General features: G+C 63.9%; 14 protein-coding genes and 2 tRNA genes. 6 read left to right on the top strand and 10 right to left on the bottom strand.

Annotation, left to right across the window (positions count from 1 at the left end; all coding sequences use genetic code 11):
- Nucleotides 1–69: 69 nt before the first annotated feature.
- Complete coding sequence (gene paaK, locus CVS48_RS27270) at nt 70–1,389, top strand: phenylacetate--CoA ligase PaaK (protein WP_100857161.1); 1,320 nt, start codon at nt 70–72, stop codon at nt 1,387–1,389.
- Between the two features lie 48 nt (nt 1,390–1,437).
- On the opposite strand, the gene CVS48_RS27265 is transcribed toward paaK, so the two are convergent.
- The 6 genes from CVS48_RS27265 to radC form a co-directional block, all read right to left on the bottom strand.
- On the bottom strand, nt 1,438–2,838 hold the full coding sequence (locus CVS48_RS27265; RefSeq protein WP_100857160.1) for an MATE family efflux transporter: 1,401 nt from the start codon (nt 2,836–2,838) through the stop codon (nt 1,438–1,440).
- Nucleotides 2,835–4,565, bottom strand: coding sequence for an ArnT family glycosyltransferase (locus tag CVS48_RS27260; RefSeq protein WP_100857159.1), 1,731 nt, complete (start codon nt 4,563–4,565; stop codon nt 2,835–2,837). Before CVS48_RS27260 ends, CVS48_RS27265 begins: the two co-directional genes overlap by 4 nt.
- A gap of 124 nt (nt 4,566–4,689) precedes the next feature.
- Nucleotides 4,690–4,956: a type B 50S ribosomal protein L31 gene (locus CVS48_RS27255; protein WP_006218255.1), complete on the bottom strand. Its 267-nt coding sequence runs from the start codon at nt 4,954–4,956 to the stop codon at nt 4,690–4,692.
- Between the two features lie 259 nt (nt 4,957–5,215).
- A complete protein-coding gene (kynA, locus tag CVS48_RS27250; protein ID WP_100857158.1) occupies nt 5,216–6,064 on the bottom strand; it encodes a tryptophan 2,3-dioxygenase in 849 nt (282 codons plus the stop codon).
- Nucleotides 6,065–6,249: 185 nt separating this feature from the next.
- Nucleotides 6,250–6,876 carry an arylformamidase gene (kynB, locus tag CVS48_RS27245; RefSeq protein ID WP_006218257.1) on the bottom strand — a complete coding sequence of 209 codons (627 nt, stop codon included), beginning with the start codon at nt 6,874–6,876 and terminating at the stop codon, nt 6,250–6,252.
- Between the two features lie 145 nt (nt 6,877–7,021).
- Nucleotides 7,022–7,699: a RadC family protein gene (radC, locus tag CVS48_RS27240; RefSeq protein WP_100857157.1), complete on the bottom strand. Its 678-nt coding sequence runs from the start codon at nt 7,697–7,699 to the stop codon at nt 7,022–7,024.
- 49 nt (nt 7,700–7,748) lie between these two features.
- Between radC and CVS48_RS27235 the strand changes: the two genes are divergently transcribed.
- From CVS48_RS27235 to maiA, 3 genes are read left to right on the top strand one after another with little or no spacing between them, the layout of a single operon-like run.
- Nucleotides 7,749–8,225: an FKBP-type peptidyl-prolyl cis-trans isomerase gene (locus CVS48_RS27235; protein WP_083447433.1), complete on the top strand. Its 477-nt coding sequence runs from the start codon at nt 7,749–7,751 to the stop codon at nt 8,223–8,225.
- Nucleotides 8,225–9,202, top strand: coding sequence for a 4-hydroxy-3-methylbut-2-enyl diphosphate reductase (gene ispH / locus CVS48_RS27230; protein ID WP_100857156.1), 978 nt, complete (start codon nt 8,225–8,227; stop codon nt 9,200–9,202). The genes CVS48_RS27235 and ispH overlap by 1 nt, the downstream gene beginning before the upstream one ends.
- A gap of 46 nt (nt 9,203–9,248) precedes the next feature.
- On the top strand, nt 9,249–9,893 hold the full coding sequence (maiA, locus tag CVS48_RS27225) for a maleylacetoacetate isomerase (RefSeq protein ID WP_050447906.1): 645 nt from the start codon (nt 9,249–9,251) through the stop codon (nt 9,891–9,893).
- A gap of 23 nt (nt 9,894–9,916) precedes the next feature.
- Here maiA and CVS48_RS27220 read toward each other — a convergent pair whose 3' ends face one another.
- From CVS48_RS27220 to CVS48_RS27205, 4 genes are all read right to left on the bottom strand, one after another.
- Complete coding sequence (locus CVS48_RS27220) at nt 9,917–11,359, bottom strand: DegQ family serine endoprotease (protein ID WP_100857155.1); 1,443 nt, start codon at nt 11,357–11,359, stop codon at nt 9,917–9,919.
- A gap of 99 nt (nt 11,360–11,458) precedes the next feature.
- A complete protein-coding gene (locus tag CVS48_RS27215) occupies nt 11,459–12,793 on the bottom strand; it encodes an ATP-binding protein (protein ID WP_100857154.1) in 1,335 nt (444 codons plus the stop codon).
- Complete coding sequence (locus tag CVS48_RS27210; protein ID WP_100857153.1) at nt 12,790–13,449, bottom strand: response regulator; 660 nt, start codon at nt 13,447–13,449, stop codon at nt 12,790–12,792. Before CVS48_RS27210 ends, CVS48_RS27215 begins: the two co-directional genes overlap by 4 nt.
- Nucleotides 13,450–13,588: 139 nt before the next feature.
- Nucleotides 13,589–13,664 (bottom strand) — tRNA-Thr (locus tag CVS48_RS27205).
- Between the two features lie 234 nt (nt 13,665–13,898).
- Between CVS48_RS27205 and CVS48_RS27200 the strand changes: the two genes are divergently transcribed.
- Nucleotides 13,899–13,974, top strand: a tRNA-Asn gene (locus CVS48_RS27200).
- A 137-nt stretch (nt 13,975–14,111) separates the two neighbouring features.
- Nucleotides 14,112–15,143, top strand: a complete 1,032-nt coding sequence (locus CVS48_RS27195) for a CobW family GTP-binding protein (RefSeq protein WP_100857883.1) — start codon at nt 14,112–14,114, stop codon at nt 15,141–15,143.
- Nucleotides 15,144–15,154: the final 11 nt, after the last annotated feature.

Raw genomic sequence — 15,154 nt, 5'->3', positions numbered from 1 at the left:
GCAGCGCGGACCGAGAACCCCGCGCGCCGCCCACACCGGTGTAGAAAGAATTTCAGGAGAGAGATAACCATGTCCAACACCATGAGCAAGCCGGGGCTGGACCCCATCGAGCATGCCAGCGAGGATGAACTGCGCGCGTTGCAGCTTGAGCGCCTGAAGTGGTCGCTCAAGCATGCGTACGACAACGTCCCGCACTACAAGAAAGCGTTCGACGAAGCGGGTGTGCACCCCGATGACCTGAAGCAGTTGTCCGATATTTCCAAGTTTCCTTTCACGACCAAGAAGGAACTGCGCGACAACTATCCGTTCGGCATGTTCGCGGTGCCGCGCGAGCGCATTTCGCGCATCCATGCGTCCAGCGGCACGACCGGCAAGCCGACGGTGGTGGGCTACACCAAGGGCGACCTGGACAACTGGGCCAACCTGGTGGCGCGCTCGATTCGCGCGGCCGGCGGCAAGCCCGGCGACACCGTGCACATCGCCTACGGCTACGGCCTCTTCACGGGCGGCCTGGGTGCGCATTACGGCGCCGAGCGCCTGGGTTGCACGGTCATCCCGATGTCGGGCGGGCAAACTGAAAAGCAGGTGCAGCTGATCAATGATTTCCGTCCGGACATCATCATGGTCACCCCCTCCTATTTCTGCAATATTCTCGAAGAACAGCGTCGCCAAGGCATTGATCCGCGTCAAAGCTCGCTGCGTATCGGCATCTTTGGCGCCGAGCCGTGGACGGGGCAGATGCGTGCCGACATCGAGGCCGAGGCGGGTATCGATGCGGTCGACATCTATGGCCTGTCGGAAGTGATGGGGCCGGGCGTGGCCAGCGAATGCGTGGAAACGAAGGACGGCCCCGTCGTCTGGGAAGACCACTTCTACGCCGAGATCATCAACCCCGACACCGGCGAGCCCGTGGCCGACGGCGAACCGGGCGAGCTGGTGTTCACGTCGTTGACCAAGGAAGCGATGCCCATCATCCGCTACCGCACGCGCGACCTGACCCGCCTGTTGCCGGCTACCGCGCGCAGCATGCGCCGCATCGGCAAGATCACCGGCCGCAGCGACGACATGCTGATTGTGCGGGGCGTGAACATGTTCCCGACGCAAGTGGAAGAGCTGGTGCTGAAGATTGCGCAACTGGCGCCGCACTACCAACTGGTGCTGTCGCGCACCGGCAATATGGACGAGCTTGAGATCCTGACGGAAGTGCGCGCGGAATTCTCGGGCCTGTCGGATGCCGAGCGCAACAACCTGGGCAAGCAATTGCAGCATGCGGTGAAGACGCATATCGGCGTCAGCGCGCGCATCCAGGTGTCGGACGCGGGCCATGTGGAACGCACGCTGACCGGCAAGGCGCGCCGCGTGATCGATAAGCGTCCGAAGGTGGTCTGACACCGGCGTGTCCGGTGCAATAAAAAAGCAGCCGCTTGGCTGCTTTTTTTATCTTGCCAAGGTCCGCACGATGCGCCGGTACCAGATGTGCAGCAGGATGGCGGACAGCGCCAGGCCCACCATCGCCATCAGCCACATGCTGCCGGCGCCCTCTGGCGAGCCGGGCAAGAGCACGTTGCGGATGCCGTCCAGGCCGCCTCGGCCCGGGCCAAAACCGAACCACCAGCCGCCGACCAGACCCACGCCCGCCAGCGCCACCACCTGCAACAGCAGCGGAACCACCGCAACCTTGTACGCGCGCAGCAGGTACGAGTTGATGCATTGCATGGAATCGAACAGGTGAAACAGCGGCAACACGGCCAGCAGCGTCGTCGCCACGGCCGCCACGCCGATGTCGTCTGTGTACGCGGCCAGGATCAGCGGGCGGCCCGCCAGCAGCACGGCGGCGGTCAGCAGCGCGCCGATCAGGCCCAGCACCAGCCCGGCCATGCCGGTGCGGTGCGCGTGCGCAAGATTGCCCGCGCCGATGGCCTGTGCGGTCAGCGCGGCGGTGGCCACGCCCAGCGCCATGGGCATCATGTAGCACAGGGCGGCCAGGTTCGACATGATCTGGTGGCCGCCGGTCACATACGTGCCTTCACGCGCCACCAGCAGCGCCATGAAGGTAAAGGCCGACACTTCCACCAGGTACGAACCCCCCATCGGCACGCCCAGGCGCAGCAATTCCTTCAGCGTCTTCCAATCGGGCTTGCCGATGCGCAGGTTGAAGCGCCGGTAGAAGCGGTCATGCGTGATCACCCAGAGGCCCAGCCCGAGGCTCATCCACGAGACGATCGCGGTCGCCAGCCCCGCGCCGGTGGCGCCCATGGCGGGCAGGCCCAGGTTGCCGTAGATGAGCAGCCAATTGAAGAATGCCTTGAAGGCGATGGCCGACAGGTTGATCGCCATGACGAGCTTTGGGCGCGATACCGAGGTGCCCAAGGCGTAGATGGTGCGAAATACCAGCGCGGCCGGTAGCGCCAGTACCAGCGCCTGCAGATAGGACCCGATCCGTTCGCGCACGCCAGGGGCCACATCCCCCGACATCGACAGCCACACATCCGGGAACAGCATCAGCACCGCGCCCACGACGGACAGTCCCAGCGCCAGCCAGACGCCTTGGCCCCAACTGCGGCCGACTTCGTCGTTGTTGCCGGCGCCGTAATGCTGGGCCAGGATCGGGATCAGCGCGTGCACCACGCCCATCAGGCCCACGAAAACGGTGATGTAGATGGACGCGGACAGGGCCATCGCGGCCAGGTCGCTGGCGCTGGAGTGGCCCGTCATGGCGGTATCCAGGACGCCGAACGAAATGCCGGCCCACTGGCTGATCAGCACTGGCCAGGCCTGCTTGGCGATGCCGCGCAGGGTGGCGCCGAAAGATATCGGCGCCGCGTTTGCGGGGGTCATCGGTTGGGGCCGACTCGCAGTAGTCGGAACACTTCCTGGCGGTCGGCGCGGCGGCCACCCTGCCACAGCACATCGGCGCCGTCGCTATAGGCGGCGGTATTGTCGCGCAGGCTCTGGTTGTTGGTCTGTTGAAGGATCAGCGTGCACTTCGCGTCGAACGTGAAGCTCAGATTATTGAAGATCAGGAACGAGGCGCGTTGGCCGCTGCCCAGGCTCAAGCCGCGCACGCATTCGCCGGGCCGAGTGTGTTGCGCCAGCGCCTGGGCCAGTTGGCCCGACACGGTGCGGTAGCTGCGCGCGTAGTCCACGGCGGGTTGCCACAGCAGCACCAGCAGGATCCACGTCACGGTCAATCCGCCGGCGGACAGCACGGTGCCGCGCCACAGGGCTTGCGGCCGCACGCGCAGGCGCCACACCACCAGTGCGATCCACGCCACGGTGAAGATCACCGCCAGGGTAAAGGCGCCCCACGAGATGACGGGCTCGTAGCCGGTCGTCTGGCGGGCGATGTTGCGGGAGATCTGCGCCGGCCAGTTGAAGTGCAGCGCCACCCAGCCCAGCCAGGCGGTCGCGGCCGTCAGCGAAAAGCACATGACGGCAAACCAATCCAGCGTGTTGACGACGCCACGGCGCAGGGTCGGCAACGAGAACGCGCCCAGCACCGCGCACGGCACGGCCAGCAACACATATTCGGAATCGGTGGCTTCTTCCAGGCCAAACAGCACCGCGGCCGCGCAAACCAGCAGCATCAGCGGCAGCCAGATGTGCGGCGCGTAGATCCAGTCGCGCCAGCGCCACGCGGCCAGCAGGGCCAGCGGCCAGGTCGGCCACAGATACCAGGGAAGATCGCGCAGGGTACGGCCCACGTCATGCCAAGACGGCACGGCGAAGGACGACAGGTTCCACGTCTTCCAGTTGCGGATCCAGTACTGGCTGCTTTCGCTGGCCGGGATCCACCAGGCCAGGATCAGCGCGACAGTAACCAGCGCCGCCCACGGCAGCCAACGTTTGCACTTCCACAATTGGCTGCGCGGGTAAAAGGCCAGCAACGCGCCGATCATGATGGGTGTAGCGCCCACCCAGCCGCGCGTCAGGAAGCTGGCGGCCAGGGCGATACCCAGGGTGGTGGTGCCCGTGAAGGGCCGGTCGACGCTGCGCGCCAGCGAGTAGAAGGCCAGCGCCTGGCAGGCCATGATGGCGGGCACGACCGTGGTTTCATGGGTGCGTTGCAGGATGCCGACGGTGGCCAGCAACAGCAGCAGGGCGGCGTCGGCCAGCATGCGGCCGTAGTCGCGCGGCTCGGGCTCGCCGCCAAAGGGCAGGGCCAGCGGTTGCGCTTCGCTGCGGCGACCCAGCAGGTACGTGCCGTACCAGACGCTTGCGGCGGTAATGCCGAACCACAGCAGATTGGGCAGGCGGCCGGCGGTGATGTCGCCGATGAAGGGGCCGAACAGCCAGATGCAGATGGCGCCCACCCAGGTGATCAGCGGGCCTTCCTCGGCGTGAGCCAGCAAGCCCACCTGGGGCAGCAACCAGGTGATGCCGCCTTCGCGGATGGCTGTGATCATCGTCGCCAGGCCAACCGCATCATCTGTTTTCCACGGGTCGCGCATGAACAGGCCAGCCACGATATAGGCCAGGGCCACACCCAGCAGTATCAGTCTGGGGAGCTTTGCGGTCGCCACGGAAGTGAGCCGGGCGGGAGTGGAAAAAGAAAGTGGGGACACGGGCGTTAATGTAACCGAGTGATCTGGTTGCGCCAGCCCCCAACCGGTAAAAAGCCGGCTAGGGGGGAAAAAAAAGCAGCCCGAAGGCTGCCTTTTTGCTGTGACTCCCGCAGGAGCAACAGGATCAGGAAGCGGACTTGACGGTGCCGGCCGTACGGGCGAAGCGGGCGCGGAACTTTTCCACACGGCCGGTTTCGACGATACGCGTTTGGGCGCCCGTGTAGAACGGGTGCGATTCGGAGGTCACGTCGCACTTGAAGAGCGGGTACGTCTTGCCGTCGATTTCAACGGTTTCGCGCGTGTGCACGGTCGAACGAGTGATGAACTTGTTGCCCGTTTGCAGATCGGCGAAAACGACTTCGCGGTATTCGGGGTGAATGCCTTCTTTCATGGTGCTTATCCTAGGACTCGCTAAGGAGTCTTTTTCAAGTTGTAGGGTCGCCAGCCAGGACGCGCTATGCCGTTCAGCGTTCAGTTATGTCACGCACTTATGCCATGCACTTATGCCATGCACCACAGAACGCCCACGCAAGGATTCCAGCCACGTATCCAAAAAGTAACCCCAAATTCTAGCACGGGTTTTTCCTGAGGCGCCAGCGTAAAACGGTCGAAACGCCAGCATGCCGCCGGGCAGGAAATTGGGGGCAGGCTCAAAGTTCTGTGCGCAGTTTCCAGATTTCCGGGAACAGCACCACATCAAGCATCCGGCGCAGGTAGTCCACGCCGGACGTGCCGCCCGTGCCGCGCTTGAAGCCGATGACCCGTTCCACGGTTGTCACGTGGCGGAATCGCCACAAGCGGAAGGCGTCTTCCAGGTCGGTCAGCTTTTCGCCCAGTTGATACAGGTCCCAGTAGCGGTCGGTGTTGCGGTAGACGGTCAGCCAGGCGGCTTCCACGCCTTCCGACGATACATACGGCTGCGTCCAGTCGCGCTCAAGCCGGTCGGCGGGCACGTCCACGCCGTGCCGTGCCAGCAGCCGCAGCGACTCGTCATACAGCGAGGGCGCGTCGTAGGCGCTGCGCACCTGGGCCAGCAGGTCTTCGCGATGCGCGTGGGGCTTCAGCATGGCCGCGTTCTTGTTGCCCAGCAGGAATTCGATCTGGCGGTACTGGTAGCTCTGGAACCCGCTGGAACGCGCCAGATAGGGACGCAGCGCCGAATATTCGGGCGGCGTCATGGTGGCAAGCACATCCCAGGCGTGAACCAGTTGCTCCATGATCTTGCTGACGCGCGCCAGCATCTTGAAGGCGGGTTGCAGCCGGTCGGCCGCCACGTTGGCGATGGCCGCGCGCAGTTCGTGCAGCATCAGCTTCATCCAGAGTTCGCTGGTCTGATGCTGGATGATGAAGAGCATTTCGTTGTGCTCGGGCGACAGCGGGTGCTGCGCGCCCAACACTTCATCCAGATGCAGGTAGTCGCCGTAGGTCATGTCGCGCGTGAAATCCAGTTGCGCTTTTTCCTGGTGGACGATGTCTTCGGGGCGGTGCGGGCAGCTCATGCTTGGCCTCCGTGGCAGGGGGGCGCGGCGCGGCGGGCCGAAGCGGGCTGCGCGCGCCAGCCGGGCGAGCGTGTGCGGGCGCAGGCAAGCGCCACGGTGTGATCAAGGGTGATGTTCATGATCGTGCGTCTTTCAAGACGGGCGGGGCCGGTTGAGGGCGCCCGCCCGAGGGCCAGCGGACCAGCCTACAGTTCGCGCAAGACGGCACGAACCGGGCTGGCATCGGCCTGGACCAGCGCCAACGGCAGGGCGATCAATTCGTAATCGCCTTCGGGCACGTCATCAAGCACCAGATTTTCCAGTACCCGCATGTCGTGCCGCAAGATCGTGTGGTGGCTGTCCAGGGTCTTGCTGGACGCGGGATCGATGCTGGCGGTATCCAAGCCGATCAGCATGACGCCGCGTTCGGCCAGCCATTCGATCGTTTGGGGCGCGTAGGCCGAGAAGTCGTCGGTCCACCAGTCTTGCGCCGCATGCTTGGCTGTGCGCACGAGCACGCGCGGCGGCAGGTTCAGGGCCGCGTGGGCCAGGTGATCCGTGGTGATGAGCGGGCCGCAATCAATCGCGTGGATGACGCGACAGGGGCCAAGAAAAGGTTCCAGCGACACCGCGCCGATGGCGGCCGCGCCGTTCTGGTAGTGCAACGGGGCATCCGCGTGCGCGCCGATATGCGGCGACAGCGTGATCTCACTGACATTGACCGGACAGCCGGGCGTAAGCGACCACTTCCATTGCTGGCGATACGGCGTGTCGCCGGGAAAAACGGGCGACGCCGTGGAGACGGGCGGGGAAATGTCCCACAAGCGTTTCATCAGAAGGCGTTTCTTGGCTGGCGGAAAGGGTCTGGCAGTAGGCGGGCCGTCGGGGCTGGCCGCGCCGGAATAGGTTAAAGCCTAAAGCAATTTCGGGCGGTAGTCTAACGAATTCCGGCGCGCCGCGAAGCGGGGCGGTTCCGGGCTAGACACCGCCCAGCTCGGCCATGGAGATGACGGACGCGCCCGCGACAATCAGGTGATCCACCAGTTTCACGTCCACCAACGCCAACGCCTGTTTCAACTGTTGCGTGAAGCCACGGTCTGCCGCGCTGGGTTCGGCCAGGCCCGAAGGATGGTTGTGGGCGACGATCAGCGCGGCTGCGTGGTGGCGCAGCGCCTCGCGCACGACCTCGCGCGGGTAGACAGAAGCCTGCGACAGCGTGCCGCGCGCCAGTTCGCCGGTGGCGATCACGCGCAACTGGTTGTCCAGGTAGAGCGCAATGCAGTGCTCCACATGCCGATGGCCCAGCGCGGTCATGCAATATTGTTTCACTTGGGCGGGGTGGCGCAGGGAATGGGGACGGGTCATGTCTTCTTCAATGGCCCGCCGGGCCAGTTCCAGCAAGGCGGCAAGCGTGCAGGCCTTGGCGGCGCCCAGCCCGGGGACCGTCATGAGTTCCTCGGGTGTGGCCCCCAGCAGGCCGCGCAGGCCGGAAAAGCGTTCAAGCAAGCGGTTGGACAAATCCACCACGTTGAGGCCGGGAATGCCGGTGCGCAGGCCCAGCGCCAGCAACTCCGCATCCTGGAGCGCGCCGGCGCCGTGGCGCAACAATCGTTCGCGGGGACGCTCGTGTTTTGCCAGCCGGACAGACAATTTCATAAGAGGCTCTAAAATCAGGGTTTATCCAATATCCATACGGTGGCAGATCTTGAGCATCGCCTCTAACGAAGTGAACGTTTTTGTCCGTCAGGATTCCTACCTGACGCTGCATTACCGAATCACGCTTGCATCCGGTCCTGGCAAGGATTCGGTGTTCACCAACACTTTCGACGGCCGTCCTGGCACGCTGCAAATGGGCAGCGGCCAGTGGGCGCCTGGGCTGGAAGCCGCGCTGATCGGTCATGCCGAAGGCGAAAAGTTCAGCGTCACTCTGGAGCCGGCGGACGCCTATGGCGACCGCAATCCCGAGCTGATCCAGCGGGTCACGCGCGCGATGCTTGCCGAACACGCGGGCGCCGATGCGACGTTCGAGCCGGGCGACCTGGTGGAATTCACCGCGCCCAACGGCGGGCGCTATTCGGGTGTGCTGAAAGAAATCAACGATGAGTCGGCGCTGTTCGACTTCAACCATCCGCTTGCGGGCGTCCGCTTGCAACTGGACGTGGCGCTGCTGGGAGTTCTCTGATGAGCAAGGCCGTTACCGCCTCCGACGCCGAAGTCGTGCTGGCCCAGCCGCGCGGCTTCTGTGCCGGCGTGGACCGCGCCATCGACATTGTCGAGCGCGCGATCGAACTGCATGGCGCTCCGATCTACGTGCGCCATGAGATCGTCCACAACCGCTATGTGGTGGAAGACCTGCGCGCCAAGGGCGCGATCTTCATCGACGAACTGGATGACGCGCCCGCGGGCGCCATCGTCGTGTTCTCGGCCCACGGCGTATCCAAGGCGGTGCGGGCAGAAGCCGAGTCGCGCGGGCTGCAGGTGTTTGATGCCACCTGCCCGCTGGTGACCAAGGTTCATATTGAAGTGGCTCGCATGCGCGCCGCCGGCCGCGAGATCATCATGATCGGCCACAAGGGCCATCCCGAAGTCGAGGGCACGCTGGGGCAGGCGCAAGGCGGCATGTACCTGGTTGAAACCGTGGACGACGTCGCGGGCCTTCAGGTAAACGACCCTGAAAACCTGGCCTACGTCACGCAGACGACCTTGTCCGTGGATGACGCGGCGGCGGTCTCGCAGGCTTTGAAGGCGCGTTTTCCCAGCATTGTCGAACCCAAGAAAAGCGACATCTGCTACGCCACCCAGAACCGCCAGGATGCGGTCAAGGTGATGGCGCCCGAGTGCGACCTGGTGTTGGTCGTGGGCAGCCCGAACAGCTCTAACTCCAATCGCCTGCGCGAAGTGGCCGAGCGCAAGGGCGTGGCGTCCTACCTGATTGACGGTGCGCATTCCATCGACCCGGCCTGGCTGGTGGACCGCAAGCGCATCGGCGTGACGGCGGGCGCATCCGCGCCTGAGATCCTGGTGCAGCAGGTCATCGACCGCGTCAAGGAATTGGGCGCGGTGTCGGTGCGCACCATGCCCGGCCTGGAAGAGAATGTGGCCTTTCCGTTGCCCAAGGGCTTGTCGCGCAAGGCCGTGCAGACGGAATCGCTGGAATAGGCAGGCGCCGCTTGTGCGCGGCGCCGGAAAACATCAAGGAGACTTCATGCAGTTGTACAGCTATTTCCGCAGCTCGGCTGCGTACCGCGTGCGCATCGCCCTGAACCTGAAAGGGCTGACGTATGAATACCTGCCCGTGCATCTGCTGAAGGATGGCGGCCAACAGTTGTCGGACGGATACCGCAAGCTGAATCCGACCGCGCTGGTGCCGACCCTGATCGATGGCGAGGCCGTCATCGGCCAATCGCTTGCCATCATCGAATACCTGGAAGAAACGCATCCCCAGACGCCGCTGTTGCCGTCCGATGCGATTGGCCGCGCGCGGGTGCGCGACCTGGCTCTGGGCATTGCGTGCGACACGCATCCCTTGAACAACCTGCGCGTGCTGAAGTATCTGAAGCACACGCTGGGCGTGGACGAAGCCGCGAAGACGGCTTGGTACAAGCACTGGGTGGAACAAGGCCTGGAAGCCCTGGAAGCGCAGTTGGCGCGTTCCAGTGCCACGGGCCGCTTTTGCCACGGCGACACGCCGACCATCGCCGACCTTTGCCTGGTGCCGCAGGTGGCCAATGCCCAGCGTTTCGACTGCGACCTGTCGGCCATGCCGAACGTGATGCGCATCGATGCCGCCTGCCGCGAATTGCCGGCCTTCGCAGACGCCGCGCCGGGCAAGCAGCCCGACGCGGAGTAAACCCGGGAAGCCGGCAGGAAGGCTTAGCCGATCTGCACCGGCACGAAGATCTTGTCTTCGCCGCGCTGTACCAGCAGGGCAACGGTCTTGCCTGCCTTGGACAGCGCTTCCTTCACTTGCCCGATGTTGTGCACCGGCACGCCATTGAGCGACAGCAGCACATCACCCGGTTCAATGCCCGCCTTGGCGGCCGGCCCGGCGGAGCGCTCGATCAGCAATCCTTCGGTGCCTGACGCCTGCTGTTCCTGCGGGCTCAGGGGGCGCAGCGCCAAGCCCAGTTGGCCGCGTTGCACTTCCTGATCGCCGGATGCCGTCTGCGTCTTGTCCTTGGGTATGCCGCCCAGCGTGGCGACGAGTTCCTTCGGGGCGCCGGCGCGCCAGATGTCCAGCTTGATCTTTTCGCCGGGCGACGCCAACGTGATCATCGATGCCAGGTCGCCAGAGGACACGATGGTCTTGCCGTTGATCTGCCTGACCACGTCGCCGGGCTGCAAGCCGGCCTTGGCGGCGGCGCTGCCTTTCTCCACGCTGGACACCAGCGCGCCGGACGGCGAATCCAGCTTGAACGAATTGGCGAGATCCTGATTTACTTCCTGCACCGTCACGCCCAGGCGCGCATGCTGCACCTTGCCGTGCTCCAGGATCTGGTCCTTGATCTTGTAGGCCACGTCGATGGGAATCGAGAACGACAGGCCCTGGAAGCCGCCGGTGCGGCTGTAGATCTGCGAATTGATGCCCACGACTTCGCCGCGGTCGTTGAACAGCGGGCCACCCGAGTTGCCCGGGTTGACCGCCACGTCCGTCTGGATGAAGGGCACCGAGGTGTCGTCCGGCAGCGAACGGCCCTTGGCGCTGACGATGCCCGCGGTGGCGGTGTTCTCCAGGCCATAAGGCGAGCCGATGGCCAGCACCCATTCACCTACCTGCAATTGATTGACGTCGCCCACCTTGACCACCGGCAGGTTCTTGGCGTCGATCTTGAGCACGGCCACGTCGGTCTGGGGGTCGGCGCCCAGCACTTTCGCCTTGTATTCGCGGCGGTCGGTCAGCTTTACGGTGACTTCCTTTGCATCCTGCACGACGTGCGCGTTGGTGAGGATGATGCCGTCATTGCTGATGATGAAGCCCGAGCCTTCGCCGCGCATCGGCACTTCACGCGACGGCATGCCGCCGCGCGCGCCAGGAATCTGGCCGAAGAACTGGGCGAAGGGGTCATCATCATTGGCCGACACCTTGCGGGTGCCGCTGACGCTGATGTTGACGACGGCCGGTCCAAAATCGCGGGTAATCTGCGCGAAGTTGGGCGGGCTGGAGGTATTGATGGACTGCGGGGCAGCGATCGCGGTCGGCGCGTTGGCCGCCATCGACACGCCGCCCATCACGGCGGTTGCGCCAGCGCCGCCAATGGCGCCAGCGGCCAGCAGCGCCAGCATCAGGCGCGAGGGTTTCAGTTGCGAGGTCTTCATGTCGGCTCCTGCGTTCATGTTTGAGGACATGGCGCTATCTTCGGGCCTGACACTTAGGGGAATCTTAAATCGCGTGGTCCTGTCGCTATTTCGTCGTTCTCAACGCGACAGCGGAAATTCCACGCGGGCGCGCAGCCCTTGGCCGCCGGGCGCATCGTCAAGGAAAATCTCGGCGTGATGCTGGTCGGCGATGGCACGCACAATCGACAACCCCAGTCCGCTGCCGTGCTGCGTGTTGCCCTCGGCACGATAGAAGCGGTCAAACACGCGCTCGCGTTCGGCGCGCGGGATGCCGGGGCCTTCGTCATCAATGATGAAAGCCGCTGTGTCCGGCGACGTTTCCAGGCGCAGCCGGATGCGCCCGCCGGTAGGCGAGTGCTTGATGGCGTTGTCCAACAGGTTGCGGGCCAACAAGACCAGCGCGTCACGGTGACCTTGCACGCGAGCGTCAAGCGCACCTTCCAGGTCGACGGCGATGGACTTGGCATTGGCCTGCGTCAAGGTCTCGGACAGGGCCTGGCGTAGCACATCGGCCAGGTCCACGGGGCCGGCCGGCGTCTGTTCAGCCGCGCTCTCGTGGCGGGCCATGGATAGCAATTGCTCGACCAGCCGGGTGGCGCGGTCAATGCCCGCCGCCAGCCGCTGTTCCGCCACGAGGCGGGTTTCCGGGTCGCCCGCACGTTGCAGCGCCTGCAATTGCAGTCGCAGCGCGGCCAGCGGTGAGCGCAGTTCGTGCGCCGCGTCGCCCACAAACTGTTTCTGTTGAGCGAAGGCGCCGCGCATCCGCTCCAACAACAGGTTCAGTTCCAGGATCAGGGGGCGGATCTCGTCGGGCAGCCCTTGCACATTGACGGGCGACAGGTCTTCGGGCTGGCGTGCCGCCACCTGCGCGCGCGCACGCTTGACCGGCCGCAGGGACCAACTGACCACGCACCACACAATCAGCATCAGCAACGGCGACGCCGCCGCGATGGGGGCGATGGTGCGCAGCGCGAGTTCGCGTGCCATGTGCTTGCGCACGGCCATGTCTTGCGCCACCTGAATCACCTGGAAGGGGGTGGCCAGCGCATACACGCGATACGTGGTGCCTTCCATTCGCGCATCGGAAAAGCCCAGCACGATCTGGTCGGGCAGGGGGCGGCGAGAACGGGAATTGAAGACGCGCAAGCCGTCCGGTGTCCAGATCTGGATGATCAGGTCATCGGCCATGGGGGTTGCAGCGCCCCGGCTTTGCGTGGGGCCGGTGCTGAGCAGGCCGTCGCCCGTACCCAGAGATAGCGCGGTGCGTTGCAGCAGCGAATCGAAAATGTCGTCGGCCTGGGCCAGTGTGCTGCGATAGGCGATCGCGCCCTGCGCCAGCGCGCCGACCACGATGGCGGCCAGTAGAAAGAAAAGCAGGCGGGCGCGTAGTGAACTGCTAAGCCTGATGCTCATGCTTTGGGAATGACATAGCCGACGCCTCTGACGTTCTGAATCAAGTCCGGACCGAGTTTTTTGCGCAGGCCATGAATATAAACCTCAACCGCGTTGCTGCTGACGCTCTCTTTCCAGCTGTAGAGTTTTTCTTCCAGTTGCGCGCGCGAAAAGATCATGCCGGGGCGCGAGATCAGCGGCTCCAGCACGGCCCACTCGCGGGCCGTCAGCGCCACGGGCGTGCCATCCACCATCGCGGCGTGCGCCTGCGGGTCGATGGTGATGCCGTCATGCTCGAACACAGGCTCGGCGCGGCCGGCGCTGCGGCGGATCAGGGCACGCATGCGCGCCAGCAATTCATCCACATCGTAGGGCTTGACGATGTAGTCATCCGCGCCGGCATCCAGCCCTGCAATACGGTCGCTGACGGCATCACGGGCTGTGGCGATCAGCACCGGCGTGCGGTCTTTGCGAGTGCGCAGGTCGCGCAGCAAGGCCAGGCCGTCGCGCTTGGGCAGGCCCAGGTCCAGCAGGATGAGGTCATACGTATCGGTGCGCAGCGCCAGTTCGGCGGCGTTGCCGTCCCTGACCCAATCAACGGCATAGTGTTCCGCGCGCAGGCAATCCAGCACGCTTTCACCGATCATGAGGTCGTCTTCAACGAGGAGGATGCGCATGGTGGTCTTCGCTTGGCTGAATGGAATCCAGCAAGTTGGATGCGCGGTGGGCGGGTGGAGTTCCCAAGCTGGCCAGGGTGCAGGGAATGTTCTGGCGCGGAAATGAAAAAAGCAGCCCGAGAGGGCTGCTTTTAGAATTTGGTGCCGGCAATAGGAGTCGAACCTACGACCTTCGCATTACGAATGCGCTGCTCTACCAACTGAGCTATGCCGGCAAGACCATTTGCTTCAATTTTTGCGTGCTGAAATCAGGATTTCACCGGCGCCAAAGGTTAAGCAAAACATCTTTGTTCTTCCCAGTTTTTCGCCCTGTTTATGGGGCCTGATCTGGAAAGACCGAAATCATATCAGAGTTTTTTGGCGATGGGAAACGATCGGCCCAAAAATCCTCAAAAAAATCGAGATTTGCATGCGCCAAAAATTTAGGTCATAATTGCGTTCTTGGCAGATCCCCGATAGCTCAGTCGGTAGAGCGACGGACTGTTAATCCGCAGGTCGCTGGTTCGAGCCCAGCTCGGGGAGCCAAAAGAAATTCTAGGTCAACAAGCTGTAGCCAGGAAAGATGCTAAAGCTCACGGACCCAAGCCGAACAGAAGGGCCACTCGCGAAAGCGGGTGGCCCTTTTTGTTTTTCTCTTCTTTTTGGTTCTTTCGGGGCGAGTGATGGAAGACGATGGGCTGAAAGAGGGCGAGCAGAAAGAAGACAAGCGCATCGGCGTGACAGTGCTCTCGGGTTTTCTGGGTAGCGGCAAGACCTCGCTGCTCAACCGCTTGCTGCACGAGCCAGCTTATTCGGATGCTGTCGTTGTCGTTAACGAGTATGGCGACATTGGTGTGGACCATCATCTGGTCAGATTGGCGCCCGCTAATGTCGTGCTCATCGAGGGCGGCTGCCTGTGCTGCGTGGTCAGTGGCGCGGTGGTCGACACCCTGCGCGAGCTCTTCATGCTGGCGGTCAGCCGCCGGATCAAGCCGTTTCGCCACGTGATCATTGAAACCAGCGGGCTGGCGGATCCTGCCTCAACGCTTTTCATGCTCAAGCACGATAGGTTCCTCTCCGAGCGCTATGTGTATCGCGGCGCGATCGTGCTGGTGGATGTGCGCCACGGCGAAATGCAATTGGCGACCCAGCCCGAGGCGGCGCGGCAATTGGCCCTGGCCGATACTGTCGTGTTGAGCAAATCAGACTTGGCGGACGCCGCGCAATTGCGACGAGTCGAGCAGGCGGTCGTTGCGATCAACCCGGGTGCGCAACGCTGCGTGCAGCGTCAGGACTCGCCCTTGGCCGGCGTTCTGCGCGAGGGGCCGGACACACGCATGCGGCGCGATGGTGTTGCGCTGTCGAACTGGTTGCAGGCTTTTTCGCGACCCGCGTCCGGTCGGCATGCGGACGTGAGTAGTTTTTCAGTGGTCCTGTCTGTCCCGGTGGGGCGGGCGGCGTTCCTTGCGGGCGTTTCTCTGATACAGGAGCGCTTTGGTCAGGCCATTCTGCGGATGAAGGGCTTGGTTTGTTTTGAAGGGGAAACGCTGCCTTGTGAGGTGCACGGCGTGCATGGCGAGCTGTATCCCTTGCGGATGCTGGCGCAATGGCCAAGCGATGGCCGAGCCTCGAGTCTGGTCTATATCGTGCGTGGCCTGGATATTGATGAGGTTCGCGGGGCGGTGAGTGCCGCGCTGGGGCAGTTGCCGGATTGAGCTGAGCCTGA

The organism is Achromobacter spanius (assembly GCF_002812705.1).
Lineage (GTDB): Bacteria > Pseudomonadota > Gammaproteobacteria > Burkholderiales > Burkholderiaceae_B > Achromobacter > Achromobacter spanius.
Note: the sequence above shows the minus strand (reverse complement) of the source record. Positions and strands in the feature narration are given on the sequence as shown.

Bases quoted from the DNA above. Each gene is read 5' to 3' on its own strand.
- CVS48_RS27195 (WP_100857883.1), top strand. From the start codon at position 14,112: ATGGAAGACGATGGGCTGAAAGAGGGCGAGCAGAAAGAAGACAAGCGC.
- CVS48_RS27210 (WP_100857153.1), bottom strand. From the start codon at position 13,449: ATGCGCATCCTCCTCGTTGAAGACGACCTCATGATCGGTGAAAGCGTG.
- kynA (WP_100857158.1), bottom strand. From the start codon at position 6,064: ATGAGCTGCCCGCACCGCCCCGAAGACATCGTCCACCAGGAAAAAGCG.
- CVS48_RS27220 (WP_100857155.1), bottom strand. From the start codon at position 11,359: ATGAAGACCTCGCAACTGAAACCCTCGCGCCTGATGCTGGCGCTGCTG.
- CVS48_RS27265 (WP_100857160.1), bottom strand. From the start codon at position 2,838: ATGACCCCCGCAAACGCGGCGCCGATATCTTTCGGCGCCACCCTGCGC.
- paaK (WP_100857161.1), top strand. From the start codon at position 70: ATGTCCAACACCATGAGCAAGCCGGGGCTGGACCCCATCGAGCATGCC.
- ispH (WP_100857156.1), top strand. From the start codon at position 8,225: ATGAGCAAGGCCGTTACCGCCTCCGACGCCGAAGTCGTGCTGGCCCAG.
- radC (WP_100857157.1), bottom strand. From the start codon at position 7,699: ATGAAATTGTCTGTCCGGCTGGCAAAACACGAGCGTCCCCGCGAACGA.
- CVS48_RS27215 (WP_100857154.1), bottom strand. From the start codon at position 12,793: ATGAGCATCAGGCTTAGCAGTTCACTACGCGCCCGCCTGCTTTTCTTT.
- kynB (WP_006218257.1), bottom strand. From the start codon at position 6,876: ATGAAACGCTTGTGGGACATTTCCCCGCCCGTCTCCACGGCGTCGCCC.
- maiA (WP_050447906.1), top strand. From the start codon at position 9,249: ATGCAGTTGTACAGCTATTTCCGCAGCTCGGCTGCGTACCGCGTGCGC.
- CVS48_RS27255 (WP_006218255.1), bottom strand. From the start codon at position 4,956: ATGAAAGAAGGCATTCACCCCGAATACCGCGAAGTCGTTTTCGCCGAT.